The organism is Cyanobacterium sp. HL-69 (genome assembly GCA_002813895.1).
Lineage (GTDB): Bacteria > Cyanobacteriota > Cyanobacteriia > Cyanobacteriales > Cyanobacteriaceae > Cyanobacterium.
Genome location: CP024912.1, coordinates 1,036,743 through 1,061,534 on the forward strand (window position 1 = coordinate 1,036,743; position 24,792 = coordinate 1,061,534).

General features: G+C 37.2%; 23 protein-coding genes, 1 tRNA gene and 1 pseudogene. 9 read left to right on the top strand and 16 right to left on the bottom strand.

From position 1 onward, the window contains the following. The first annotated feature begins 476 nt into the window (after window positions 1–476). Complete coding sequence (gene metE, locus AA637_RS04700; protein ID WP_446684104.1) at window positions 477–2,732, top strand: 5-methyltetrahydropteroyltriglutamate--homocysteine S-methyltransferase; 2,256 nt, start codon at window positions 477–479, stop codon at window positions 2,730–2,732. Between the two features lie 86 nt (window positions 2,733–2,818). After that, window positions 2,819–4,168, top strand: coding sequence for a DUF697 domain-containing protein (locus AA637_RS04705; protein WP_446684105.1), 1,350 nt, complete (start codon window positions 2,819–2,821; stop codon window positions 4,166–4,168). 109 nt (window positions 4,169–4,277) lie between these two features. On the opposite strand, the gene AA637_RS04710 is transcribed toward AA637_RS04705, so the two are convergent. From AA637_RS04710 to egtD, 3 genes are all read right to left on the bottom strand, one after another. Further along, complete coding sequence (locus AA637_RS04710; RefSeq protein WP_069790288.1) at window positions 4,278–4,373, bottom strand: photosystem II reaction center protein T; 96 nt, start codon at window positions 4,371–4,373, stop codon at window positions 4,278–4,280. Window positions 4,374–4,462: 89 nt separating this feature from the next. Further along, window positions 4,463–5,998, bottom strand: coding sequence for a photosystem II chlorophyll-binding protein CP47 (gene psbB, locus AA637_RS04715; protein WP_446684106.1), 1,536 nt, complete (start codon window positions 5,996–5,998; stop codon window positions 4,463–4,465). 389 nt (window positions 5,999–6,387) lie between these two features. Further along, window positions 6,388–7,401 carry an L-histidine N(alpha)-methyltransferase gene (gene egtD, locus AA637_RS04720; protein ID WP_446684107.1) on the bottom strand — a complete coding sequence of 338 codons (1,014 nt, stop codon included), beginning with the start codon at window positions 7,399–7,401 and terminating at the stop codon, window positions 6,388–6,390. A gap of 402 nt (window positions 7,402–7,803) precedes the next feature. Between egtD and AA637_RS04725 the strand changes: the two genes are divergently transcribed. Next, complete coding sequence (locus AA637_RS04725; RefSeq protein ID WP_446684108.1) at window positions 7,804–9,639, top strand: DUF262 domain-containing protein; 1,836 nt, start codon at window positions 7,804–7,806, stop codon at window positions 9,637–9,639. A 255-nt stretch (window positions 9,640–9,894) separates the two neighbouring features. Here the strand turns inward: AA637_RS04725 and AA637_RS04730 are convergent, their stop codons facing one another. Both AA637_RS04730 and AA637_RS04735 read right to left on the bottom strand, forming a co-directional pair. Next, complete coding sequence (locus tag AA637_RS04730; RefSeq protein ID WP_446684109.1) at window positions 9,895–10,734, bottom strand: prohibitin family protein; 840 nt, start codon at window positions 10,732–10,734, stop codon at window positions 9,895–9,897. Between the two features lie 133 nt (window positions 10,735–10,867). Next, the gene (locus tag AA637_RS04735) at window positions 10,868–11,929 is read right to left on the bottom strand and encodes an IS4 family transposase (protein WP_418936000.1); all 1,062 of its coding nucleotides are present in this window, start codon (window positions 11,927–11,929) and stop codon (window positions 10,868–10,870) included. A gap of 92 nt (window positions 11,930–12,021) precedes the next feature. Here AA637_RS04735 and AA637_RS04740 point away from each other — a divergent pair. The 3 genes and pseudogenes from AA637_RS04740 to AA637_RS04750 form a co-directional block, all read left to right on the top strand. Beyond that, window positions 12,022–12,291, top strand: a pseudogene (locus AA637_RS04740) (transposase); the annotation flags it as partial. Window positions 12,292–12,378: 87 nt separating this feature from the next. Next, a complete protein-coding gene (locus tag AA637_RS04745) occupies window positions 12,379–12,864 on the top strand; it encodes a hypothetical protein (protein ID WP_446684110.1) in 486 nt (161 codons plus the stop codon). Window positions 12,865–13,090: 226 nt separating this feature from the next. Next, complete coding sequence (locus AA637_RS04750) at window positions 13,091–13,213, top strand: hypothetical protein (RefSeq protein ID WP_446684111.1); 123 nt, start codon at window positions 13,091–13,093, stop codon at window positions 13,211–13,213. A gap of 22 nt (window positions 13,214–13,235) precedes the next feature. On the opposite strand, the gene AA637_RS04755 is transcribed toward AA637_RS04750, so the two are convergent. The 8 genes from AA637_RS04755 to AA637_RS04790 form a co-directional block, all read right to left on the bottom strand. Then, window positions 13,236–13,309, bottom strand: a tRNA-Pro gene (locus AA637_RS04755). A 29-nt stretch (window positions 13,310–13,338) separates the two neighbouring features. Continuing rightward, the gene (locus AA637_RS04760; protein WP_446684112.1) at window positions 13,339–13,740 is read right to left on the bottom strand and encodes a DUF948 domain-containing protein; all 402 of its coding nucleotides are present in this window, start codon (window positions 13,738–13,740) and stop codon (window positions 13,339–13,341) included. Between the two features lie 6 nt (window positions 13,741–13,746). Further along, a complete protein-coding gene (locus AA637_RS04765) occupies window positions 13,747–14,067 on the bottom strand; it encodes a YtxH domain-containing protein (protein ID WP_069791579.1) in 321 nt (106 codons plus the stop codon). 130 nt (window positions 14,068–14,197) lie between these two features. Further along, window positions 14,198–15,277 carry a class II fructose-bisphosphate aldolase gene (gene fba / locus AA637_RS04770; RefSeq protein ID WP_069791578.1) on the bottom strand — a complete coding sequence of 360 codons (1,080 nt, stop codon included), beginning with the start codon at window positions 15,275–15,277 and terminating at the stop codon, window positions 14,198–14,200. A 245-nt stretch (window positions 15,278–15,522) separates the two neighbouring features. Continuing rightward, window positions 15,523–15,828: a DUF2499 domain-containing protein gene (locus AA637_RS04775; protein ID WP_069791583.1), complete on the bottom strand. Its 306-nt coding sequence runs from the start codon at window positions 15,826–15,828 to the stop codon at window positions 15,523–15,525. Between the two features lie 39 nt (window positions 15,829–15,867). Next, window positions 15,868–16,488, bottom strand: coding sequence for a serine O-acetyltransferase (locus AA637_RS04780; RefSeq protein ID WP_446684113.1), 621 nt, complete (start codon window positions 16,486–16,488; stop codon window positions 15,868–15,870). 127 nt (window positions 16,489–16,615) lie between these two features. Further along, window positions 16,616–18,232, bottom strand: coding sequence for a glucose-6-phosphate isomerase (locus AA637_RS04785; RefSeq protein ID WP_446684533.1), 1,617 nt, complete (start codon window positions 18,230–18,232; stop codon window positions 16,616–16,618). A 130-nt stretch (window positions 18,233–18,362) separates the two neighbouring features. Next, window positions 18,363–18,518, bottom strand: a complete 156-nt coding sequence (locus AA637_RS04790; protein WP_446684114.1) for a protochlorophyllide oxidoreductase — start codon at window positions 18,516–18,518, stop codon at window positions 18,363–18,365. 407 nt (window positions 18,519–18,925) lie between these two features. Here AA637_RS04790 and AA637_RS04795 point away from each other — a divergent pair, with 407 nt between their 5' ends. After that, window positions 18,926–19,792, top strand: a complete 867-nt coding sequence (locus AA637_RS04795) for a pentapeptide repeat-containing protein (protein WP_446684115.1) — start codon at window positions 18,926–18,928, stop codon at window positions 19,790–19,792. 84 nt (window positions 19,793–19,876) lie between these two features. Here AA637_RS04795 and AA637_RS04800 read toward each other — a convergent pair whose 3' ends face one another. Next, window positions 19,877–20,554, bottom strand: coding sequence for a potassium channel family protein (locus tag AA637_RS04800; protein WP_446684116.1), 678 nt, complete (start codon window positions 20,552–20,554; stop codon window positions 19,877–19,879). Between the two features lie 109 nt (window positions 20,555–20,663). On the opposite strand from AA637_RS04800, the gene AA637_RS04805 reads away from it, so the two are divergent. Further along, window positions 20,664–21,083 carry a DUF2267 domain-containing protein gene (locus AA637_RS04805; RefSeq protein ID WP_446684117.1) on the top strand — a complete coding sequence of 140 codons (420 nt, stop codon included), beginning with the start codon at window positions 20,664–20,666 and terminating at the stop codon, window positions 21,081–21,083. Between the two features lie 123 nt (window positions 21,084–21,206). On the opposite strand, the gene pntB is transcribed toward AA637_RS04805, so the two are convergent. Then, on the bottom strand, window positions 21,207–22,634 hold the full coding sequence (gene pntB / locus AA637_RS04810; RefSeq protein WP_446684118.1) for a Re/Si-specific NAD(P)(+) transhydrogenase subunit beta: 1,428 nt from the start codon (window positions 22,632–22,634) through the stop codon (window positions 21,207–21,209). 54 nt (window positions 22,635–22,688) lie between these two features. Between pntB and AA637_RS04815 the strand changes: the two genes are divergently transcribed. Then, window positions 22,689–23,042, top strand: coding sequence for a four helix bundle protein (locus tag AA637_RS04815; RefSeq protein ID WP_446684119.1), 354 nt, complete (start codon window positions 22,689–22,691; stop codon window positions 23,040–23,042). A gap of 37 nt (window positions 23,043–23,079) precedes the next feature. Here the strand turns inward: AA637_RS04815 and pntA are convergent, their stop codons facing one another. After that, window positions 23,080–24,675: a Re/Si-specific NAD(P)(+) transhydrogenase subunit alpha gene (gene pntA / locus AA637_RS04820; protein WP_446684120.1), complete on the bottom strand. Its 1,596-nt coding sequence runs from the start codon at window positions 24,673–24,675 to the stop codon at window positions 23,080–23,082. Window positions 24,676–24,792: the final 117 nt, after the last annotated feature.

Below are 24,792 nucleotides of genomic sequence, written 5' to 3' on the forward strand. Positions count from 1 at the left end.
AATAAGATCATTCTTTGTCCCAAAAATATGACCCTCAGTACTTTTTAGGATATAAGAACCTTCATACTAATCATTGCTAATCTTAGTAAAATAGCCACAAACCTTGTCATTAATGCTTAGTTGTGCCAGATATTAAGTTAGTTGAGTAATTGTCCTTAGCCTTTTTGTCCCTTGGTAGAAAATTATAGGCGACTCAAGGCATATCGCTACCCCAAACCCCGATAGAGGATGACGGTAAATTAACTTTGCACAAAGTTTTTGACTATACCCCATTTTTAAGATAGCCAATGGATTGCACATTTGCCTATGACCCATAGGAATAAAAAGGTAGTGGAAAAATTACTGTACTTTTCTCCTGCTGATGAATATTTCCTATCTTGGCGTAACTTCGTGGTGCAAAAAAATCAAACACCGCCGTATATCTTCATACGGTTAAATTCACCTATCCATTATTTCAATAATTAATCTTAACATCCATGACAAATACATCACATCAATTGACTACCGTAACCTTAGGATATCCTCGCATCGGCGAAAAAAGAGAAGTAAAAAAAGCCTTAGAATCCTATTGGGCAAAGAAAAGTAGTTCCGATGAACTTCTTAACACTATCGAAGAGATAGAAAAACTAAACTGGCAAAAACAAATAGATGCAGGGATTGATTTAATTGCCGTGGGGGATACGAGTTTATACGATCATATCTTAGACTGGACTGTTTATCTGGGTTTAATTCCCTCTCGTTTTCAGTCTTTTAATGGCTTACAACAATATTTTGCCATGGCCCGGGGCGCTGATGGTATTCCAGCCTTAGAAATGACAAAATGGTTTGATACCAACTATCATTATCTTGTCCCTGAAATTGAAGCTAGTTGTCAACCCCAAGCTAATTTTGACGGCTTTTTGCATCAGGTAAAACGAGGACAAAATATTTTAGGTAAACGTACTAACCCAATTATCCTTAGCCCTGTAACTTTGGTTGGCCTGAGTCGATATGAGGGAAGTTTACTAGAAAATGTGGAAAAATTATTACCTCTATATCAATCTTTGTTGGAGGAGTTAAAGGGTTATGGCATAACAGAAGTACAAATTCATGAGCCGATTTTAGTTACCAACGAAACCCTAGAAATAAAAGAAGCCACTATCAAAACCTATGATATTCTTAGTCAAGGGGGTTTACCTATCAATTTAGTTACCTACTTTGAGGATTTGGGTAATAACTATAATTGGGTTGTCAATTTACCTGTAAAAGCCATTAGTCTCGATTTTACGAGAGGTAATAACCTAGAGTTACTCAAACAGCATGGATTTCCTACCGATAAACGTTTAGGCGTAGGCATTGTGGATGCGCGTAATGTATGGCAGGTTAATTATGCACAGGTGCAGGATGTTTTAAAAGCAGTTAAAGCAGTTACCACTAATATTAGTATTCAACCTTCGGCTTCCTTGCAGTTTGTACCTTTGGATGTGGAAAGAGAGGTTAATTTACCAGCGCCCCTTAGAAATGTCCTTAGTTTTGCTCAACAAAAATTAATTGAGCTAAAAATGCTTTCTGGGGAAGGAAATGAACAGTTTTGGCAACAAAAGGATGAAAGGTGGACATCGTTTAAGGCTTTTGCCCCCCATCGCCCTTTGGTGCAAGAGAAGGTTGATGGTTTAACCAATAAAGATTTCGATCGCACTTTATCATATCAAGAAAGAATCAAGGAACAAATACAGTTACCGATTTTCCCCACTACTACCATTGGCTCTTTTCCTCAAACTAAGGAAGTGAGAAGGTTACGACTCAATTATAAGAAGGGAGAATTAAGTTTACAAGAATATCAAGAGGCTATTGACAAGGAAATAGCTGAGTGTATCAAGTTACAAGAGGATATTGGCTTGGATGTGTTGGTACATGGAGAATTTGAACGTACTGACATGGTAGAATTTTTTGGACAAAAGCTGTCTGGTTTTGCTTTCACTGAGTCGGGCTGGGTACAAAGTTATGGTAGTCGTTATGTACGTCCCCCCATTATTTTTGGAGATGTGGAAAGAAGTGAAGCCATGACGGTAAGAGAGTTTAAGGTGGCTCAATCCCTGACAGATAAACCCGTTAAAGGTATGTTAACCGGCCCTGTAACCATGTTAAATTGGTCTTTCCCTCGCTCAGATATTTCCCGTAAACATCAGGCTTTACAAATCGGTTTGGCACTGCAAAAAGAAGTGGCTGATTTACAAGAAGCTGGGGCGTTAATTATTCAAATGGACGAACCTGCTTTTCGAGAAGGATTACCCCTCAAAACCGCTCTTTGGGCTGATTATTTGACTTGGGCAGTGGATGCTTTTCGGTTAGCCAGTGCGATCGCCCTTCCTGTAACACAAATACATACTCATATGTGTTATTCTGAATTTGGAGACATTATCAAAGACATCGAAAAAATGGATGCCGACGTTATCTCCATCGAAAATAGCCGTAGCAATAATCGCACCCTAGAGGAAGTAACCACCGCAGGATATAACCACCAAATCGGCAATGGAGTTTATGATATTCATAGCCCCGTAGTACCTTCCACCGCACAAATGGTAAAACAGTTGGAAGAAGGGTTAAAAAATCTACCGTTACAACAAATTTGGGTAAATCCCGATTGTGGACTAAAAACCCGTCACTGGGATGAAGTTATTCCCGCCCTGAGTAATATGGTAGAAGCTACTAAAATTATTCGCCAAAAAGCTGAGGAGTTAGCTTCTAAATAAGAGATTTTAGGTTGTAGGGGACGTAGCATGTTACGTCCCTTGGGGTAGGATAAAATGATATTGGAGTAATATTTCCCCCAAATAATATGACATCGAAAACAACCCCTTCTGTATCATCAGTTATTGGTTTAGCCCGTGCCAGTTTACAACAGTCCCTTTCTTGGTATGCTAGTAGTCGCCGTCATTGGAATTATCCTCCTGATGCCAAGTTACAGGGTGCTGTCAAGGATGATTTGCGTAACCTCAAAGGGGCATTGGAAAAATTAGAGCAACAGGTAATTAAGGTATCAGCTTTTGGGTTGGTGAGTCGTGGTAAATCCACCGTAATCAATGCTCTTTTGGGGGAAGATGTTTTGGCTACGGGGGCGATAAATGGGGTGACAAAGTGGCCTAAGTCTATCCGTTGGCAACCTCCTACGGGGAAGGTGGAAATTGAGTTTATTGATACCCCGGGGTTAGATGAGATTGATGGGGAAAGCAGGGCGCAAATGGCGAGGGAAGTTAGTCGTCAGTCAGATTTAATTTTGTTTGTGGTAGCGGGGGATATTACTAGAACAGAATATTTGGCTTTGTTGGAGTTGCGTCGTTGTCAAAAGCCTTTGTTGTTGGTGTTTAATAAGGTGGATTTATACCCTGATACGGATATTAAGAGTATTTATCAGCAGTTACAGCAGTTGAGTAATGAAACTAATCAGCCGTTGCTTACCCCTGATGAGGTGGTGATGGTGGCGGCACAGCCACAGCCCATTAAGGTAAGGGTGGAATTGCCTGATGGTACTTTAAGGGAGGAGTGGGAGCATTTATCGTCTCAGGTGGATAGTTTGAAGGAAAAAATTTTGCTAATTCTTAATCGGGAGGGTAAGGCTTTGTTGGCTTTGAGTGCCCTTCATCAAGCTAGGGTTGCGCAGGAAAATATTGCCCATAAAACGGTAATGTTGCGAGAGAAGGAGGCGGAAAAGATTATCTGGCAATACGCAAAATATAAGGCTTTGATTGTGGCGGTTAATCCCATTGCCCTTGTGGATTTGGTGGTAGGGGCGATCGCCGATTTGACCATGATTAGAGCTTTGGCAAGGTTATATGGTTTACCCATTACCAGTTATGAGGCGGGGAAGTTGTGGCAAACCATTGTTAAAAGTTTACTTAGTTTGATGGTGGCAGAAGTGGTAACGATGGTAATGTTAGGTTTTGCAAAAACAGGTACGGCGATAAATAGTTTGTGGGAAAACCCTGCTAATTTTACGGCTTTTGCAGGGGCTGGGTTAGCCCAAGGTAGTATTGCGGGATATGGCTCTTATGTGGTGGGTAAAGCGGCTCAGGTGTATTTAGAAAATGGTTGCACTTGGGGAAGTTTTGGCACTTCTTCGGTGATTAAAGAAATTATTGCCCAAGTACCTGCGGAATCTATTATTGCTCGTCTAAGAATTGAAAATTAATCTTTTCCACCGTTACGAATCAACTTTTTTTTAAAATAAAAAACATCCCTAAAAACAATTTTAGAGATGCTTTAATGATGACTATTCAAAATTAGTTAAACTTCTGAACCTATTTTTGAATTTTGGGAGGTTCACGAAAAGCAACGGCAAAGAATAAGACTGAAATCATCATTGCTAATACAAGAATATATGCAACACTTTCCATAACTTTTTTTCCTCAGTTGATTAGAAAATTTACTAAAAATGAAATCAGGGAAGTATTGAATAAATAAGACCCTGACTCCATGTTAACAATTAAGCAGACTCACTGCGGGTACGAGTAGATTTGTCTCCTAATTTTTGGAATAGACCCCATTCTACCTGTTCTGGATCTAAGTCTGGGTCGATACCAGCGAATACATCACGGAATAAGGTACGGGCACCGTGCCAAATGTGACCAAAGAAGAATAATAAGGCGAAACAAGCATGACCGAAGGCAAACCAACCACGGGTGCTAGTACGGAATACACCATCGGAGTTGAGGGTTTCGGTGTCAAACTCGAAAGGTTCACCTAATTGAGCTTTACGGGCATAACGTTTTACATCTAGGGGATCTGAGAAGGTTTGACCATCTAAGTCACCACCTAAGAAGGAAACGGTAACACCAGTTTGTTCTACACTAAGGGCAGATTCTGCACGACGGAAAGGAATATCCGCACGAACTACGCCATCAGAGTCGCTTAAGACGACGGGGAAGGTTTCAAAGAAGTTGGGAAGACGACGAACGGTTAATTCTCTGCCATCTTTATCTTTGAATACAGGGTGTCCCAACCAACCTTGGGCGATACCATCACCTTTATCCATAGGACCAGTACGGAATAAACCACCTTTGGCGGGGCTGTTTCCTACATAGTCGTAGAAGGCTAATTTTTCAGGCACAGCTTCCCAAGCCTCGGAAGGAGTTGAACCCTGTGCGATCGCACTCTGTACACGACGCTGAATTTCTTGTTGGTAATAATCTTGGTCCCACTGATAACGGGTAGGTCCAAATAGTTCCACGGGGGTAGTGGCGCTACCATACCACATAGTTCCAGCTACGATGAAAGCAGCGAAGAATACGGCGGCGATACTGCTAGAAAGTACGGTTTCAATGTTACCCATACGAAGAGCTTTATAAAGTTTTTCGGGGGGACGAACACTGAGGTGGAACAATCCGGCAATAATACCTACAATACCTGCGGCGATATGGTGAGCAACTACACCACCAGGGTTAAAGGGGTTAAACCCGGCAGGTCCCCACTCTGGGGCCACAGGTTGCACATGACCAGTTAAGCCATAGGCATCGGATACCCACATTCCAGGACCCCATAAACCAGTAAGGTGGAATGCACCAAAACCGAAACATAAGATTCCTGATAAGAATAGGTGGATACCGAACATTTTAGGTAAATCCAATGCAGGTTCACCAGTACGAGAATCGGTAAATAGTTCTAAATCCCAATATACCCAGTGCCATACGGCCGCTAGGAATAATAAACCAGAGAGGACGATATGGGCGATCGCAACTCCTTCAAAAGACCAAAATCCGGGGTTAACACCAGTTTCTCCAGTGACACTCCAGCCACCCCAAGAACCAGTTACACCTAAACGAGCCATGAAAGGTAATACAAACATACCTTGTCTCCACATGGGGTTTAAAACGGCATCGCTAGGATCAAAAACTGCCAACTCATAAAGAGCCATGGATCCAGCCCAACCTGCCACCAATGCGGTGTGCATTAAGTGAACAGAGATTAGGCGACCTGGATCGTTAATTACTACTGTATGTACTCTATACCAAGGTAGTCCCATTGACTACGCGCCTCCTATTGTGTTAATCGTTTTTTTGCTTGGATATTATTAGTTTACTATATCCGTTATATTGTTTTCGGGTCTTGAATCGTTATTTTTAACAATTTTCTACCCTTATATCTTTGATTTTATTTTTAGTTACTATGGGCTAATAACTACTATTAGGAGAAATTATACCATAGGGGGTTATTAATTCTGTGGGCTTTGATGAAAAAGTGTTGGGGTTAATGGATAATGGATAATGATAAGTGTTAGGTATTTTTTGATACTCATGCTATGGTCAAACCTTTCATCATTAAAACTTTATGAGTCATCTAGCAGAGTCTAATTTACCAAATCCTTCTTAGATCAATCAAATACCTATTCGTTAACTTAAATCAACTTATCAATTATAAACTGTTCCCCATTGCCTTCCTGACTTGGGCAAGAATCAAACCAAACCATTGTTTTTCGTCTGTCCAACATTTGATGGTATTTAAACCATGGGATTTTAAAAACCCTTCCATCTTTTGTAAATCAAATTTACGAGAAATTTCTGTCAAAATAAAGTCATTATCTGCAAAATCTACGGTTAAATCCAGATTTTTTAAAGATACTTGATGCCTTTGATGACAATGTAAATACATCTCTATTTGATGTAAATGTTGGTTATAAATCGCCTTATGATGCCAGTTATTTGGGTTAAAATCACCCTCAAAAAGTTGGTTAAGGTGGGATAGCATATTTAGGTTAAATTGGGCTGTGACTCCCTGAGCATCGTTATAGGCAGCCTCTAGCACTGACACAGGTTTTTGTAAATCAATACCCAAAAGAAAATAGTCTCCTTCTTCTAGTACATCTCTTACTTCGTTGAAAAGGCGATCGCACTCTATCGTGGTAAAGTTACCTAGGGTACTACCCAAAAAAACAATCATCCTTGAGGGTAATTCCTTGGGTGGTAAATGAAACAAAGCCTGTTCATAAGTACCCACTAAACCAAAAATGGAGAGATGAGAATATTCTTTTTCTAGCTGTAAAGAGCTATTTTTGAGCATATCTCCGCTGACATCGATGGGGATATAACGCCAAGGTTTGCGCATGTTTTCATAGGCAGATAATAATAATCTTGTTTTGGTTGAACTACCGCTACCCAATTCTACTAATTCGCTAATACCCGTTAAATTCGCTATTTCTGGGGAGGCGGTTTTTAAAATTTGTGTTTCGGTGCGGGTAGGATAATATTCTGGCAAATTGCATATTTTCTCGAATAATAATGACCCAGTGCGATCGTAAAAATACTTCGGTGGTAATACTTTAGGATTACTACTTAATCCTTTAACAACATCTTCGCCATTTTCTTCGTTTCCAGAGATATTTGGTAAATATTTTATCTCTACTTTTTTCTCTTGATTAGTAAATAACATTAATACAATAATTTATAAATAATGGCTATGGCAATTTTAGCCCAAAGTAACCTCAACCTATAACTACTATTTCGAGAAAACTAATGAGCATGAAATTGCTGGAGTCTATGGCAATGATAGTACAACCTTCGTCTCTGATTATTGATACTCTGAGATAATTTTTGAAGAATGTATTAAAGTGCGATCGGCCTAAGTGTCTGCAAATTAATAGTCATAAAAGAATAGGCAAAAAGTTTTTTTTTCTCTCAATGGATTCTATTGTTACTATGGCTACCATGTCTGTACCTGAAGATAGATAACCTAAATGTTTCGTGAAAGGGGCATGGAGGTTGAACATATGATATTCACCCCCTGCGGTGTATAATTTAGATTTGATATTAAGCAAGTATAAACGTTGTAGGAATGAAAGCCAACGAAACAAAAATAATTCAATTTTTAGAGCAGTATAAAACTCAATTTGTTATCCCCGTTTATCAACGAAATTATGATTGGTCTATTCCTCAATGTGAGCAACTTTTAAATGACATCCTAGACATAGGAAATAATGACAATATTACTACCCATTTTATTGGGGGAATTGTTTTTATTCATGATGATTTACATACTGTTGCTACTGTCAGAGAGTTAACTATAATTGATGGGCAACAACGTTTAACGACTATTACTTTGGTTTATTTAGCTATTTATCATTTAGCTAAAAAGTTAGGTATTGAAGAAACGGCAAATGAGATTCTTAATACTTACATTGTTAATCAATATGTTAAACAAGATGAGCAAAAAGTAAAGTTAAAATTAACTTCAGATAATGACCGAGCTTTAAAATATTTGATTCGAGGGGATCGCACGGAAGAATTTAAAAAATATTCGAGAGTAATTGATAACTTTAACTACTTTGAAAAAAATGTTAATGAAGATAATTATAAAGTAATTTTGAAAGGTTTAGAAAAACTAATATTTGTAGAAATATCTTTGGAAAGGGGAAAAGATGATCCTCAAAGAATCTTTGAAAGCCTCAATTCTACAGGATTAGATTTGTCTCAAGCTGATTTAATTAGAAATTATATTCTAATGGATTTAAACCTTGATGAGCAACAAAGAGTTTATCAAGATTATTGGCTAATTATTGAAAACTTAGCTAGGGATGAGGTAAAAAATATTAGTAAAGTATCTGATTTTATTCGAGATTATTTAACCTTAATCCATAAAAATATTCCCAATAAGTCAAAAGTTTATGAGGAATTTAAAAATAAATATCCAGATAAAGTTAATTTAGAAGAAGTTTTAAAAACCATCAAAAGGTTTGCTAAATACTATAATAAATTAATCAACCCTAAAAATGAAAAAGATACAGACATCAGAAAAGACTTAGAGTATATAAATCGCCTTGAAATAAATGTAGCTTATCCTTTTCTAATGCAGGTTTATTTTGATTTTGAAGAAGCAATAATAGACAAACATACTTTTATTCAGATTCTTCTTGTGGTTCAATCTTTTGTGTGGAGAAGATTTATCATCGGCTTAAGTACCAATAGCTTAAATAAAATTTTTATGAATCTGTATGAAAAAATAGATACAAATAATTATTTATTTTCTCTACAAAAAGCCCTATTACAAAAAAAAGGAAGTCAAAGATTTCCCAACAACAAAGAGGTTTTAGACGCTCTCAAATTTAAAGATGTTTATAATATAAAATCTAAAAATAGGACTTATTTATTAGAAAAATTAGAATATTACCAAAACTTTGAACCCGTAATATTAGATAATAAAATTACTATAGAACATATTTTTCCTCAAAATCCAGATCCACAATGGTTAAAAGATTTAGGTAAAGAGGAATTTGATGATATTAAAAATAATTATTTACATACATTAGCAAATTTAACCTTATCTGGGGTAAATGCTCAGTTAAAAAATAAGTCTTTTCTTGAAAAAAGAGATTTAAAAGACTATGGATATAAATACAGCAATTTAAACCTTAATAAGTATTTAGAGGATCTTGATAAATGGGATAAAAGTGAGATTAAGAAACGTTTTAATGATTTGGCTAAAAACTTTTTAAAAATCTGGTGTTATCCTGATATTGATATTAACGATAAAGAAACAGAGGAAGTTAATATTTTTGATGCCGATGAGCCAAAGGGTAAAAAACTTGAGTATGCAATTTTTTGTGATGAGAAATTACAAATCAAAGAAGTAGCTAAACTATATGCAGAAGTATTTAAAAAATTATTTGAGTAAAATTCAGAAATTTTTTTTAATTCCGATTTAGGGCCAAAAATTATTTTAAAAGATGAAAAAAACAAAAATAGTTTAAGACAAAGTGTATCTATTAGTAATAACTTTTATATAGAGGGAAATTTAGATAGTAATAGTAAATTTGAAAAAATTAAATATGCCTTAAAACTGTTTGATCTCGAAGAAGAATTAATTATTAAATACACCAAATAATGTGTAGGGTGGGCAATGCCCACCTTTTTTTATCTATATATCAGATTAATTAGCTACATCATTGAGATTGAATAAGAAAGGAACACTACCTTTAGAATCCCCTCCCATAACCAATACTTTAGGCATCTGAGAACCACCGTTGCGCCACGCTTCGATAGCCTCTTTCTGTAGTACCAACTCGCCCCCTTGTGCCTTGAGGGTTTCCGCTAATAGTCTTTGAGCTTCTGCTCTACCTTTAGCTCTATTAATGTCTGCTTGAGCCTCTTGTTCGGCTTCTTTAGCTACGTAAACAGCCCTTTGAGAACGTTGTTCAGCGATTTGTTTTTCTTCTACCGCCTTAGCAAATTCTGGAGAAAAAGCAAGATCTACTACGCTAGTATCTAGCACAATAATGCCATATTTGTCAAGACGAGAAGTCAAAGCATTATCAAAGTCTTCCTTCAACTCACTCCGTTTAGTGATTGCTTCTTCTACAGTGCGTCTAGCGGCTGCAATTTTAAAAGATTCTTGGGTTTGAGGAGCAATAATTTTAGCTACAATATTTTGTAATGTACCCTGAGTTCTTCTGATGTCAACTACTTTGACTGGATCAAGACGGAAGTTGATAGCAAAACTAGCCGATAAATCTTGTAAGTCTTTGGTGGAACTTTGGGCAGGTACTTCAAATTTTTGTACTGTCACATCATAAATATCAACGGCGGAAACGATAGGAGGTTTAAAATGGATACCTTCTAATAATGGTTGATCTTGGGCTTTACCGAGGATGCTTAATACTCCTGTTTGCCCGGGGTTGATGATGATGAAAGAATTAAGTCCAATAAATACAATAAAAGCGGTTACAATGGCTGCTATTAATGAGGATATATTGGTTGATTGACGATTCAAAACTCGTTTACTCCTATTGTTTTTTTCTTATCTATACTTTTCATTGTATAGCACCAATAAGTAAACCATGGTAGTTTGGTAATTATTTATTAATTAGAAAATGAAATAATAATTGATAATGAATATTTAATTGCTAAGTACAGGACAAAAAATTTAAACATCTTATAAATTCATTCTGTTTTAGATCGATGTCAAGAAAGATCATTCTTAGATGGTCGAGTCCATAACGAAAAATACTTTTTACTCGCCGACCATGTTTTTTGATTTTTAATGGTATCTGTTCATGTAACCATTCTCCTATTAAAATTGCCCAACACAGAGCTAAACTCATTAATGTGAACAATTTACTTAGTCTTTCTGGCTGATTAAAATGAGTAGATTCTAAATGAAATCCTCTGGTTTTAAACATCCCGAATAGTGTTTCAATGCCCCATCGATGAGCGTAATCAGCAATTGCACTCTTCCCAGAGTCATTGCTAATTACAATTAGTAACTCCCCATCTTCTAAACGTAAAGCAGACACATAAACTTGTCTTCCCCAAACCCAACGTTTACCTGAAAGAGTTTGAGATTCCCCCATTCGAAGATGAGCAAAAAGAATTGATGAGGCCAGACTTTTTTGCCCATCACCAATCTTATGATCTGCTTTAATCCTCAAACGAAAAGGAATTTGAGGTTCAATCATTAGATAAGTCAACCATTCCTTACCGATAAACTCTCTATCACCACAAATATAGGATACTTGAGCTGTGGGAAAAATCTCCCAGAATTGATCCAATAAATCCATTCTTTCACAACTGTTAGAATTACCTTTCTTTTCTAACATTGTCCAAGTGATGGGAAAAGCAACACCCTTATGAACAATACCCAAAACAAAAATATTAAAACAAGTAGAGCCAAAACACCATTGTGTTCGGTCAATACTTAAAACCCATGGTTGAGGTATATTCATCAAGGAAACTATGGTTTTAGCAATCAGACTCAAATCAAGGTTAAAATTAGCAAAAAATCGTTGAAGTCTCTTATAGCTCGATTCTGGTTTAGCACAGGTACGAAAAGCTAAGGAAAGACTTGTTAAATCAACGGTTCGCACACGAATCAATGCCATCAAAAATAATGCTAGAAAATTTAGTCTTGCACCGTGCCATGGTAAATGTTTTTTCAAACTATCACGAAGTAAGTTAACCTGATTCATAGGAGGATTTGTTTGATTTTTTGTTAATTTCTATCAAACCTCCTACCTTCTAATATTGCAACCCCTCTTTTTATTTTTTTGTCCTGTACTGAGAATATTTACACTTAGGATTAATTTCTGATATTAAAAGAAAATCTCTTCCTGAAATTTCTCGCATCGTTAATGTTTCTTCTCAAAGTTTACATCATTTTCTCACTTGTGCTGATTGGAATTTATGGGAATTAGAAAAAACTCGTTTGCACTCAATCTTAAATGTTTTTATTAATATTCCTATTACAATTATTATTGATGAAACAGGAGACCGTAAAAAGCGGTGCGACCCCGCGTCGGCGAAAGACGCAAGGGAACGCGCACCAAGATAAGGAAATACTACGGATTATATATCTCGACAATATCATGGTCAAAGAAAAGAAATAACTTATTGGGAACTGACGACAGACCCAGAAACGATGCCAAAAAATAGTACAAGTTTTGTGATGACAAATATTAAAGGAAGTAGAAATGAACAAAAAAAAACTATAGGAAATTTATATGGTGAGCGTACATGGGTGGAGTATGGATTTCGCCAGTGTAAACAAGAACTAGGTTGGACAGATTATCGTTTAACGAAAGGAAAAGACATTTTAAAATGGTGGGAAATAATTAATAGTGTTTATTGGATGATTAGCGTAAAAACTAAGCCAGTTAAACAATTAATAAATCAGAAAAACAGAGAGGGGAACAAGGAAGAAAAAAGAATAAATAATCAAGACTGGCGTAATTTTAATAGTTGGAAAAATACATTAGTAAATTACAGAATCATGGTTCAACCAATATTAATATTTGGAGCAGTATTGCCATGGTTAAGAATGATGAAAAATGATGTCATTTGGATAGGTTTTAATAATTTGCTCGAGTATAGTAATAATTGTATGAATTATTTTTTGAGCGGATAAATTTATCCTTTTAAGATTCATTATCTCGGAAAGTGACAAAAGAGGGATAAGTAGAAAAACTTAGGTCCATAAAATTAAAAACAGTGGGGTTTAAAAGTAAGGAATCTATCTCGTCGTCCTCCTCTTTAAACAAAGAATCAAATACGATATAATCATGTAAGGATAGATTGAAAGGCGCACTTCGTTCGGGATAATGTTAAATATTGCAACTAATGATATTAATAGAATGAATATTGATTTCCAGAAGAAAGACGACAATAATTTGTCACTGGCAGTTCAACGACAAGAATTAGTCATCACTACACCTAATGTGGCATCACGACAAGAATCTGTCACCGATGACAAATAATTTGGCACTGTGCACATCAACATCGGGATGACAGGATTTGAACCTGCGGCCCCTTCGTCCCGAACGAAGTGCGCTACCAAGCTGCGCCACATCCCGTTAACCATAAGATATGATAACATTTTTCGTTATTCTTGGCTAGAGTCTTGGTCTTGGGGTAAGGAGGAATAATTTTTCCATGTGTTAAATCCGACTTTTAACCCTGTCCAAAAACTTCGGCTTTTGAGTTGTACATTTTTAGCTTGTTTTTTTGCTTGGGTAAGATTATTATCTATTTGCTTTGTGACGGATGAAACACTTTTTACCCCTTGTTTTACTTCCCCTGTTAATTCTGTGATTTCGTAGTTGGTAGCTTTAAGGGATTCGAGGGTATCGGGAAATTCTTTGTTGATGGTATCTAGCAGTTTTTCAGCACTACGGGCGGTATTACTTAATTGTTGAGCGAGGGGAATAAGGGCAACCAAAACGCCACAGAGGCTAATGGCTACTAGGGCAAAGGATAATCCTAACCAGATGATGGGATTATTCATAGATGTTTATTTTTCTTCTTCTTTTTCTGTTTCGTTGGGATTAGTTTCTTCCTCACTGGCTTCTAGTCCTGCGGCGATCGCAACTTTTAACCGAGTGAGAGTATTTTCCCAACCATCGAGGGCAGAGGCAGACAGACGACTACTATTAATTTTGAGGGTAGAGGATAAATCTTCGGCCATTTCGGGTAGGGCTTGGGCAGTTTTTTTTAAAATTTGACGATTTTCTTTACCACTTCTAGGAGCTAAAAAAATAGATGCGATCGCACCTATACTTCCCCCCAATAACAAACCACCAATAAAAGCCGTCTTATTCTTCTCTTCACTCATTACGTAATTAATAAATAACAATAAACCTCTATCTTTTAGTTTAACTGAGATCGTCAAGTGTCAAACAGTGAAACACAAAAAAAAGGAGCGAAATGAATCGCTCCCCATAGACTATACTACAGAGTTAAAACTATACAGCTACGGTTTTCTTGGTAGTAGCACTTAATTCACCCTTGGCATATTTAGCAGCAAACTCATCTAAGCCAATTTGCTTGATTTTACTTGCATTACCAGCAGTCCAGAATTGCTCATAACGATCCAAACATACTTGTTTCATGTACTTCATAGAAGGTTTCAAGAAGTGACGAGGATCGAAGTTAGAAGGATCTTTAGCCGCAGCCTCACGGATAGCAGCAGTAATAGCTAAACGGTTGTCAGTGTCAATATTTACCTTACGAACACCACTCTTAATACCTTTTTGGATTTCCTCTACAGGTACACCATAGGTTTCAGGAATTTTACCACCGTATTCGTTAATCATATCTAACCACTCTTGGGGTACAGAAGAAGAACCGTGCATTACTAAGTGGGTGTTAGGTAACTTAGCGTGGATTTCTTCAATACGGCTGATAGCTAGGATTTCACCAGTAGGCTTACGGGTAAATTTGTAAGCACCGTGGCTGGTACCAATGGCAACTGCTAAAGCGTCAACCTGGGTGCGCTCTACGAATTCCACAGCCTCTTCAGGATCGGTTAGTAATTGAGAATGATCTAATTTTCCTTCAAAACCATGACCATCTTCTGCTTCACCCATACCAGTTTCGAGAGAACCTAAACAACCTAATTCTCCTTCTACACTAGCACCTACAGAGTGAGCAACTTTTACAACTTCTGCAGTTACATTAACGTTATACTCAAAAGTCGCAGGGCTTTTAGCATCTTCTTGTAAAGAACCGTCCATCATAACGCTGGTAAACCCATTACGGATAGCAGAATAACAAGTTGCAGGGCTGTTACCATGGTCTTGGTGCATAGCAACAGGAATATGAGGGTAGGTTTCTACCGCTGCTAAAATTAGGTGACGAAGGAAGTTTTCTCCAGCGTATTTACGAGCGCCACGGGAAGCCTGTAAAATTACAGGACTATCAGCTTCATGAGCTGCTTCCATGATAGAAAGAATTTGCTCTAGGTTGTTAACGTTGAATGCGGGGATGCCGTAGCCATTTTCTGCTGCATGGTCGAGCAGAAGTCTCATAGGAACTAAAGCCATAAATTGCCTCCGTTAAAATTTTTTTATAGTAATTTAAGATTTTCTATGTTAAGGATCTTAACTCATTATGGTTGGATCTTCAGATATTTTTCAGATTTTTCTGTGATCTCTGTTATTATTTTGTCTAAGTTATCGATTGCTCTTTCGAGGCTATTTTTTTACAGGAAATCTCAAAATAGAAAATGTAATGGTCTGATTTGTTTTAAGGGGCGCTGGGGTCAACAAATTTCTGCACAGATTGTCTATTATTCCTCGGTAGTACGGGCGAAACTCCAAATTTTCCAAGCACCTAAGCAAAGGGTACAGTTGCCGATAACGGTGGTTAAGGCTTGAATAGTAACCAACCATTCTAAACTAGGAAGATTGTCGTAAAAATGCCAAGTACAAGCACACATGGCGCTAATTAATGCGGGTAACATACCCCATGCCAACCAACGCCAACTATCTTCCCCTGTCACTTCGGCATAACGCCAGATAAACCAAATAGCGACAATCCATTCAATGACACTGGAAACATGGACTATCCAAGTGGGAATTGATAATGCGTGCATAATTTCTGTTTCAAAATAGTTACTCATGGCTGATTATTTTTATACTAACTCTTGTCTTACTCTTTCCCCATCTTTTTTGATAATATAAGCTGGTATTCCTACCACTACACAGTTAGGGGGTACATTTTTAGTCACTACGGCATTGGCACCGATTACTACGTTATCACCGATGTCGATATTACCGAATACTTTTGCCCCAGCGGTAATTCTGACGTTATTACCAATATTTGGTCGGCCTGTTTTATCTTTGTAGCCGATGGTTACTTGTTGGTTTATCCAGCAGTTTTCTCCTATGTCTGCCATGATAATGGTACTAAATCCATGTTGAATGAATAATCCCCCACCAATATTACAGGATTGGTCTAGGAAAAAATAGCCACAGGGGCGATAAATTATCTTCAAAATATACATAGATATTTTGGCGGATAAGTTCCCTTTTGATAAACGAAAGTAATATAAGTTACGATATTCTGGAGAGTTTTGAAGTATGTGGATTAGTTGAATATTTGAGCTATTTGCTTCTATGGATAAGCATTCAATCCACTTTGTTATATCCTTTTTTATTAATTCTTTTTCTGTGGTCAAATAATAAGGAATTAATAGGGGAGAAAAAATGATAAATTTAATATAAAACCATATTGTTTTGATGATATTTTTCATCTATTTTTTTACATAAATAATTTATTTCTAGTTTATTTATTTTTCGATATTAGATCCCATTATAAAAAACTTGAACAACAAATTTCCCTCGTCAAGTCCCCATAATAGGGAACTTTAATGGTTATATTTACTGATGATAATTTACTGTTAATTGGCTAGGTATAGTGAGTCCTGCGGAGCCGCTCCCTTTGCGATCGCCCTTAAGAATTATTCCTCTATTATTAGCTTCTAAATGGCGTAAAATTTTATAAATAGCTTCTACTTCTTGAGGATCAACTTTATTAGCGATATCAGCAATTTTCAAAGAATTATTAGAGCTTTTAACTACTTCTAAAACTCTCCTTTGTAAATCTAAAATAGAAGCAGCCGCCTTTTTACCAGCCTCAACCCCAGGTTGATGATAGGCATTCACATTAATTAGATAAGCGTAAATACTTACAGCCCTTTCATAGAGTGCAATTAAAGCACCTACCATTTTTGGCGTAACTTCATTAATAGTCACAGTAATGGAGTCTCTACCATTGTCATAGAGAGCTTTTCTAGTACCCTGTAACAAGCCCGAAAGATAATCACCACTGGTGATGTTAGGCTCTAATTCCAAGGAATTTTCAGCCCTATCTTTTAATACCTCAATAAAAGTAACAAAGAAATTAGCAACCCCTTCCCTCAACTGTTGTACGTAAGCGTGTTGATCCGTTGAACCTTTGTTACCATATACAGCAATACCCTGATAAACTTTATTGCCGTCCAAGTCTTCTTCTTTACCCAAAGACTCCATTACCAACTGTTGTAGATAACGGCTAAACAACAATAAACTATCCTTGTAGGGTAAGATTACCATGTCTTTCTCCCCTTTACCATTCCCTGCATAATACCAACCAAGGGCAAGGAGGGCCGCAGGATTCTTTTTCACATCAGGGATGCGGGTAGCCATATCCATTTCCCTCGCCCCGTCTAGCATGGCTTGAATATCTATGCCTTCAAGGGCAGCAGGTAATAATCCTACGGCGGATAATTCTGAGGTACGCCCCCCTACCCAATCAAACATGGCGAAACAATTAAGCCATTTTTCTTCTTGAACAACTTTATATAGTTTACTGCTATCATCCATCATGGTAATGGCTACGGCATAGTCAGGGAAATTTAAGTCCTTATTTTCATAGGCTTTTTTGGCTTCCAACATTCCGTTACGGGTTTCGGGAGTGCCTCCTGATTTACTAATTACTAGCACAAGGGTAGTTTTTAGCTTGTCTCCGATTTGGGCTAAGGTGCGATCGATTCCTGCGGGATCTGTGTTATCAATGAAATGAATCTTTAAAGGAGGATGGGTGTCTGTCAGGGCAGAAGATACAAATTGAGGACCTAAAGCTGAACCTCCAATACCAATAGATAGTAAATCAGTAAATTTTTCTCCGTTAGGGGTGGTAATCTTGCCTGAGTGAATATCTGTGGTAAATGCTTTTATTTTTGCTAAACTATCGTTAATTTCTTTTTTGATTTCTTGATTAGGTGCTATGTCTGCATTGCGTAACCAATAATGCCCTACCATTCTTTTTTCGTCGGGATTGGCGATCGCCCCTTGTTCTAATTTTTCTACCGCATCAAAGGCATCAACAAATTTGGGTTGCAGATTGTTGTAAAAATCATCATCAAAACCCATGCGACTTATATCAACATAAAGCTCTAAACCTTCATGATAATAAAGCCAGTCTTGATAACGTTGCCACAATTGTAAATTATCCATCATCTTTTATTTAATCTGATTCTGTCCATATTATGATCGACAATCAATAAAAAACAACCCCGTTGTGGATTTCTATGTATCGAGAATTGATTGTTATTAATTTACGACCATACCAACCCTTAATCACAGCCTAATTAAACTTAGCTTTTGCCCGTTGATAAACTTCTACCGTAATAGTTGCTTCTCCGTTTTCTTGGGCAAACTTTTCAATTTTTTTCCTCGCTGCAGGGCGCACAAAAAAAGGTATTTCTTTCAACTTTGCTTCAGCTTCTGAGGTCCATTCCATAAGATTTCTTTTTATTACTGATTACTTTTGTAAGGCAATTGTACCTTGAAAAATATACAACATGAAAGTTATGGTTGTTACTTTTTTCTGTTTTACTTGTAAAACTATTATTTAATTGTAGTAATTTTAAATGATTTATCAAAAAATAATCTTCCACAATGGAAATGTAATAGATTCATTTTATTTATTTAAAAATAGACCTATTTTTTTATTACTGTTTATTTTTTTATGAAACTGATGCACATACTTTTACAATACATATTACGTAGTATTTGTACTAACCTCGCACTTTTATTGTATTACATCAAAGTTATTTTATAATTTTTTCCTAAAATGTATTGACTATTACAACAAAACCAATAAATATCTTTTAATATGTAGCTAAATCTTAAGAAAATATTAAAAGTATGAATACTCCAACAAGTCTAATCCTTTCTAACAGTATCTTTGAATGGAATCAATGGAGAAAAGAAAATCCCGATGTTATCCCAAATTTAAGCGGAGTTGATCTAACAAAACAAGATTTAAGGAATATTAATTTGAGTTCGACAATTTTATTACGAGCAAATTTAACTGGTGTTAATTTGAGTAATGCTAATTGTCGTAATGCTAATTTTGAAGGGGCAAATTTAACAGAAGCAATTGTTGATGATAGTAATTTTAGTAAGGCTAATATGGCTGGTATAAATTTAGCAAAAAGTCATATTAATAATACAGATTTTAGCGGTGTGGATTTAAGCCATAGTAATCTCACGAAGGCTGAGTTGATAGAATGTTATTTGATTAAGGCAAATTTAAAATTAGCGATTTTGCAGGAAACTAACTTAAATAACTCTTATCTCACTCAGGCTAATTTAATGGATGCAAAGTTAGTCCAGAGTAATTTAACTAATGTAGATTTAAGTAATGCTAATGTTGTGGGTGCAAATTTTGCAAAAGCAGATTTAACGGGAGTAACTATTGAGGATTGGATGATTGATAGAACAACAAAACTTGATCAAGTTTATTGTAATTATTTTTATTGTCAATCAAGACAGAAAATAATTAACGATAACGGTAACTTGGTTAATTTTGAAGTCTTAATCAGTAAGGTAAATCAAGAGAATGTAATACAAGTAGAGAATAATGTACCTGATTATAGGTATACCCCCGCCCTACTTAATAAAAACATTCCTTATAACCAGAAAAATAATAAGCAGTTTAACCCAAAAAAAGAATATCTTGACTCATCTATTCAAAGACTACAAAGTAGATGGAAAAATCATCAAAATTAGTCTTTTGCTTAAACAATGAATAATCTTACACAAGGGATTTTTACCCCTTATTTTTTCTTGTATTTTTGTCACAAAAGACGAATATTAAGCACACATTGAGATAAAGTCAATTACTTTTCTGACTAAGTCTGGTTTTGTTACCGCAAGGATAGTTGATCCTTTTTCAAGAATAGTATTACCATTCGGTATCATTAAATCTTCGTGGGGATGAGCTTGATAACCGATAATGAGAGTACCTGCTGGAAAACGAGGGTCCTGCGCTAGTTCGGCAAGACTACGACCTACAATATAACACTGATCTGGAATAGAAAGTTTTACAACCTCTACTTGTCCTTGTTCAAAATGCATCATGGCATCTACTTGAGGATATTCGATCGCATTTATCATTCGATTAATAGCCAATTGGGTGGTGCTAATGATATGGGTAGCACCTGCTAAAAGGTAAGGCTCATAAAAATCACTATCATTCATCCTCACTACAATTTGGGGTACTCCATAATGTTTAGAGAGAGTTACCATGGCTAAATTTAAGGCATCTTCCCGCAGGGCAGCAATGACAGAAGTTGCTTTACTGATACCTGCTTCCATTAGTAGGGTGGTATTTACGGCACTACCTTCAAAAGCCATTACCCCAATTTTTTCTCTGGCATATTGACAAGCAAGAGGATCAGCGTCTATAACTGCTACAGTATGATTTATGGCTAGTAGGGCTTTTGCCAATTCTAAGCCCGTCATTCCTGCACCACCAATTAAAATGTACATTATTTCCTCTTTTTCTCGACACTGTCAGTTATGATAGCTTATGTTTTTACCGTAAATGAGAGAATATTATTGGTGAGTTTAAAAATTGTTGAGTTAAGTTAAACGTAATATGCCTGTACCAGCAGAATATCAACGAGCTTCTGACCAATTTTACGACTATCTTGTGGATGCACGGGATACGGCAGGTTTTTGGAGTACCCATGTAACATATACTATGACTCAGGGGGTTTTTCAAGTATTTCGTCGTCGGCTTTCCACGAAAGATGCGATCGCATTTGCCAATATTTTACCCATTTGTCTAAGGGCTTTATTTGTGAGTGATTGGGATGTCGATGAGGAAAAGAAGCTATTTACCAGTCTTGAGGAAATGACAGAGGAAGTAAAGTTGCTGCGAAAAGATCATAATTTTTCTACGGAAACAGCAATTAAAGATGTTGCCAAAGCATTGAGAAGACAGGTAGATGAGGAAGCCTTTGATAATTTACTAGCACAATTACCTGAAGGGGCGATGGAATTTTGGCAATCATGATTGAGACAGGAGGAGCTAAATAAGAAGCTGGAAGTATTGAGGGTGAGGGTTATGGATGATTGAAAATAGATAACCTACCTTCTACCTCTTGCCCCCCTCACTAAAAAACTTTTTTATTAATCCCTATCTAGAGACTAAAACCTTACCTTTTCTAGCAGTTTTTTCCCGTAGGGCAACCAAAAGAGAATCGACGTTAACTTTAGCATCCCCAAAGAGCATTTTAGTATTTTCTTTATAGAATAAAGGATTATCTACCCCCGCATAACCTGTGGCTAAACTCCGTTTCATGACTACGCAATTTTGAGCTTTCCATACTTCTAAGACGGGCATACCTGAGATCGCACTTTGAGGGTCTTCTAATGCGCTAGGATTAACAGTATCATTAGCCCCAATCACTAACACCAAATCAGTTTCAGGGAAATCCTCATTAATTTCATCCATTTCCAAAACGATGTCATAGGATACATTCGCCTCCGCTAATAATACATTCATATGCCCCGGTAAACGTCCTGCCACGGGATGAATACCAAAACGCACATTTACCTTACGACTTTTAAGAATTTTAGTAATTTCCGAAACCCCATGCTGGGCTTGGGCTACTGCCATGCCATAACCAGGGGTAATAATTACGCTTTTGGCTTCTACTAACATATCTGCCACCTCATCGATGTTAGTTGCCACCGCTTCTCCTACCTCTTGTTTTTCCCCAGAGGCAGTTTTTTTGTTACCTTCCCCAAAACCACCCAGAATCACACTGATAAACGAACGATTCATGGCTTTACACATAATGAAACTAAGGATGGCACCACTACTACCTACCAAAGCCCCTGTGATAATTAATAAGTCATTATTGAGCATAAAACCTGCGGCGGCGGCGGCCCATCCAGAATAACTGTTGAGCATGGAAATAACTACGGGCATATCAGCGCCCCCAATTCCTGCCACAAGATGAATACCCAATAAACAAGCAATCCCTGTCATGATGAGGAGGGGTTGTAATCCTGTTTCGGTATTCAGGAAATTATAACCAAGGTAAATCGTAGCCCCTAACATACCCAAATTGAGAAAGTGTCGGGCTGGTAACATGAGAGGTTTTGAGCTAATGATAGCGCGTAATTTTCCAAAGGCGATAATTGAGCCTGTGAAGGTGACGGCACCGATAAATACCCCTACATAAATTTCGATTTGATGGATAAATTCTTCGGCAGGGAGTAACCCTGTTTCTGGTTGTAGATAGTTACCCACTCCCACTAATACGGCAGCTAAACCCACAAAACTATGGAGGATAGCTACTAATTCGGGCATGGATGTCATGGCTACCCGTGAGGCAAGGATTGCACCAATAATGACGGCGGGGATAATCGCCCCTATTAATAAGCTATAGTTGCCTACTTGAGAACTAAATGCGGTGGCTATAAATGCGATCGCCATTCCTGCGATGCCATATATATTAGCTTTTCTAGCGGTTTCTTGTTGGGATAATCCTGCTAGGCTGAGGATAAATAAGGCGCTGGCGCCAATATAGGCGACGGTGATTAAATTGGAGTTCATATTGTTAATAATTGATAATTGATAGTTGATAATGATTGATTTCAGATTACAACCATGAAAAGTAATGCAATTCAAGAAAAGTCATTTAAGTTTGCGATTAGAGCCGTAAATTTTTATAAATATCTCACTTTGGAAAAAAAAGAGTATGTTTTATCAAAGCAAGTATTGAGAAGCGGTACTGCTATTGGTGCATTAGTTAGAGAAGCTCAACAAGGGGAAAGTAGGGCTGATTTTATTCATAAAATGGCGATCGCACTGAAAGAAGCTAAAGAAACTGAATATTGGATTCTTTTACTTAATGAAACCGACTATATGGACAAAATAGCATTTAATTCCATGTTTAAAGATATAGAAGAATTAATTAAACTACTTACAAGTATTATTAATACTGCAAAAAAGAATAGATAACAAGTAACAAAAAATGAAACTAATTATCCATTATCAATTATCCATTATCAGTTCTTCTAAACATTTTGAGCATTCTTTGAGTTACTAAAAATCCCCCACAGATATTAATCGTACCCACCAAAATTGCGATCGCCCCTAGAATAGTAGTAGGGGAAGAAATATCTCCAGAAATCTGTAACATACCACCAATGATAATGATGCCACTAATGGCATTTGTAACACTCATCAAAGGAGTATGCAAAGCAGGGGCAACATTCCAAATCACCTGCCAACCAACAAAACAAGCCAAAATAAACACCGTGAAATGGGATAGGAAAGACGTTGGCGCCCCGATACCAATACCCACTAAAGCCAAGATTGCTAAAATCGCCCATAACAAACCACCTTTACCAGACTTACTTGTTTTATCTTCTGAGGTGACAATTTTTGCCTCAGATTTAACTGGAGTGGCAGGGGAAGGTTGAGCAATTTTGGGTGGTGGAAAAGTAACATCCCCTTGATGGGCAACTAACGCACCTCGAATTACTTCATCCTCAAGGTTGACGGTAAATTTATCATTGCCCCCCATATCCTTAAGCAGATGCCATAAATTAGTACCATACAACTGACTAGATTGACTCGCCATGCGACTGGGTAAATCCGTTAAACCGACAATGGTTACCCCATGATATTGATAGATTTCATTAGGTTTTGTCACCTCACAATTTCCCCCCTGCCCGGCTGCCAAATCCACAATTACCGAACCTTGGCGCATGGTTTTCACCATTTCCTCGGTAATCAACTTGGGAGCAGGTTTTCCCGGGATAAGGGCAGTGGTGATAATTATATCTACTTCCTCCGCTTGTTCAGCAAATAAAGCCATTTCGGCATCAATAAATTCTTTGCTCATGGTTTTGGCATAACCCCCTTCCCCAGAGCCATCTTCCGCAAATTCTAATTCTAAAAATTCACCCCCAAGGCTCTCGATTTGCTCTTTTACCACTAAACGAGTATCAAAAGCCCTAACTATCGCCCCAAGGCTTTTGGCAGCCCCAATGGCGGCTAATCCTGCTACCCCTGCCCCAATTACCAAGACTTTGGCGGGGGGGACTTTTCCTGCGGCGGTAATTTGCCCAGTGAAAAATCTACCAAAATTGTTAGCGGCTTCGATGACGGCACGATAACCAGCGATGTTTGCCATACTAGAAAGAGCGTCTAATTTTTGAGCCCTACTAATACGAGGCACTGCATCCATGGCGAATACCGTGGCTTTTTTTTCGGCTAGTTGTGCCAATAAGTCAGGATTTTGAGCCGGATATATAAAGCTGATAAGGGTTTTATCTTCTGTTAATAATTCTATTTCTTCTGGTTCGGGAGGACGTACTTTGAGAATTATGTTTCCTTCTTGCCACAATTTTTCTCTATTTTCAACTATTTTACATCCTGCGGAGGTATAAAGGCGATCGTCAAAATTTGCTCTTTCCCCTGCCCCTGTTTCTACTAACACTTCAAAACCGAGTTTTTGCAATTTTTGGACGGTGTCGGGGGTGGCAGAAACTCGACATTCATTCGGATAAATTTCTCTGAGAATTGCTATTTTTAAAGATGTTTTTTTCGCATCAACTTCTTGATCATCTATTAATGTTGCTGTCATGTTTGCTCCCAAATAAGTCGTTAATTTGCATCTTATGGCAGTTTTTTGATTTTGGGGGCGAATTTAAACTTATCTTAGGAATCGAGGGTGATTAGGTTAAGTTTTTTGAAGTTTTAT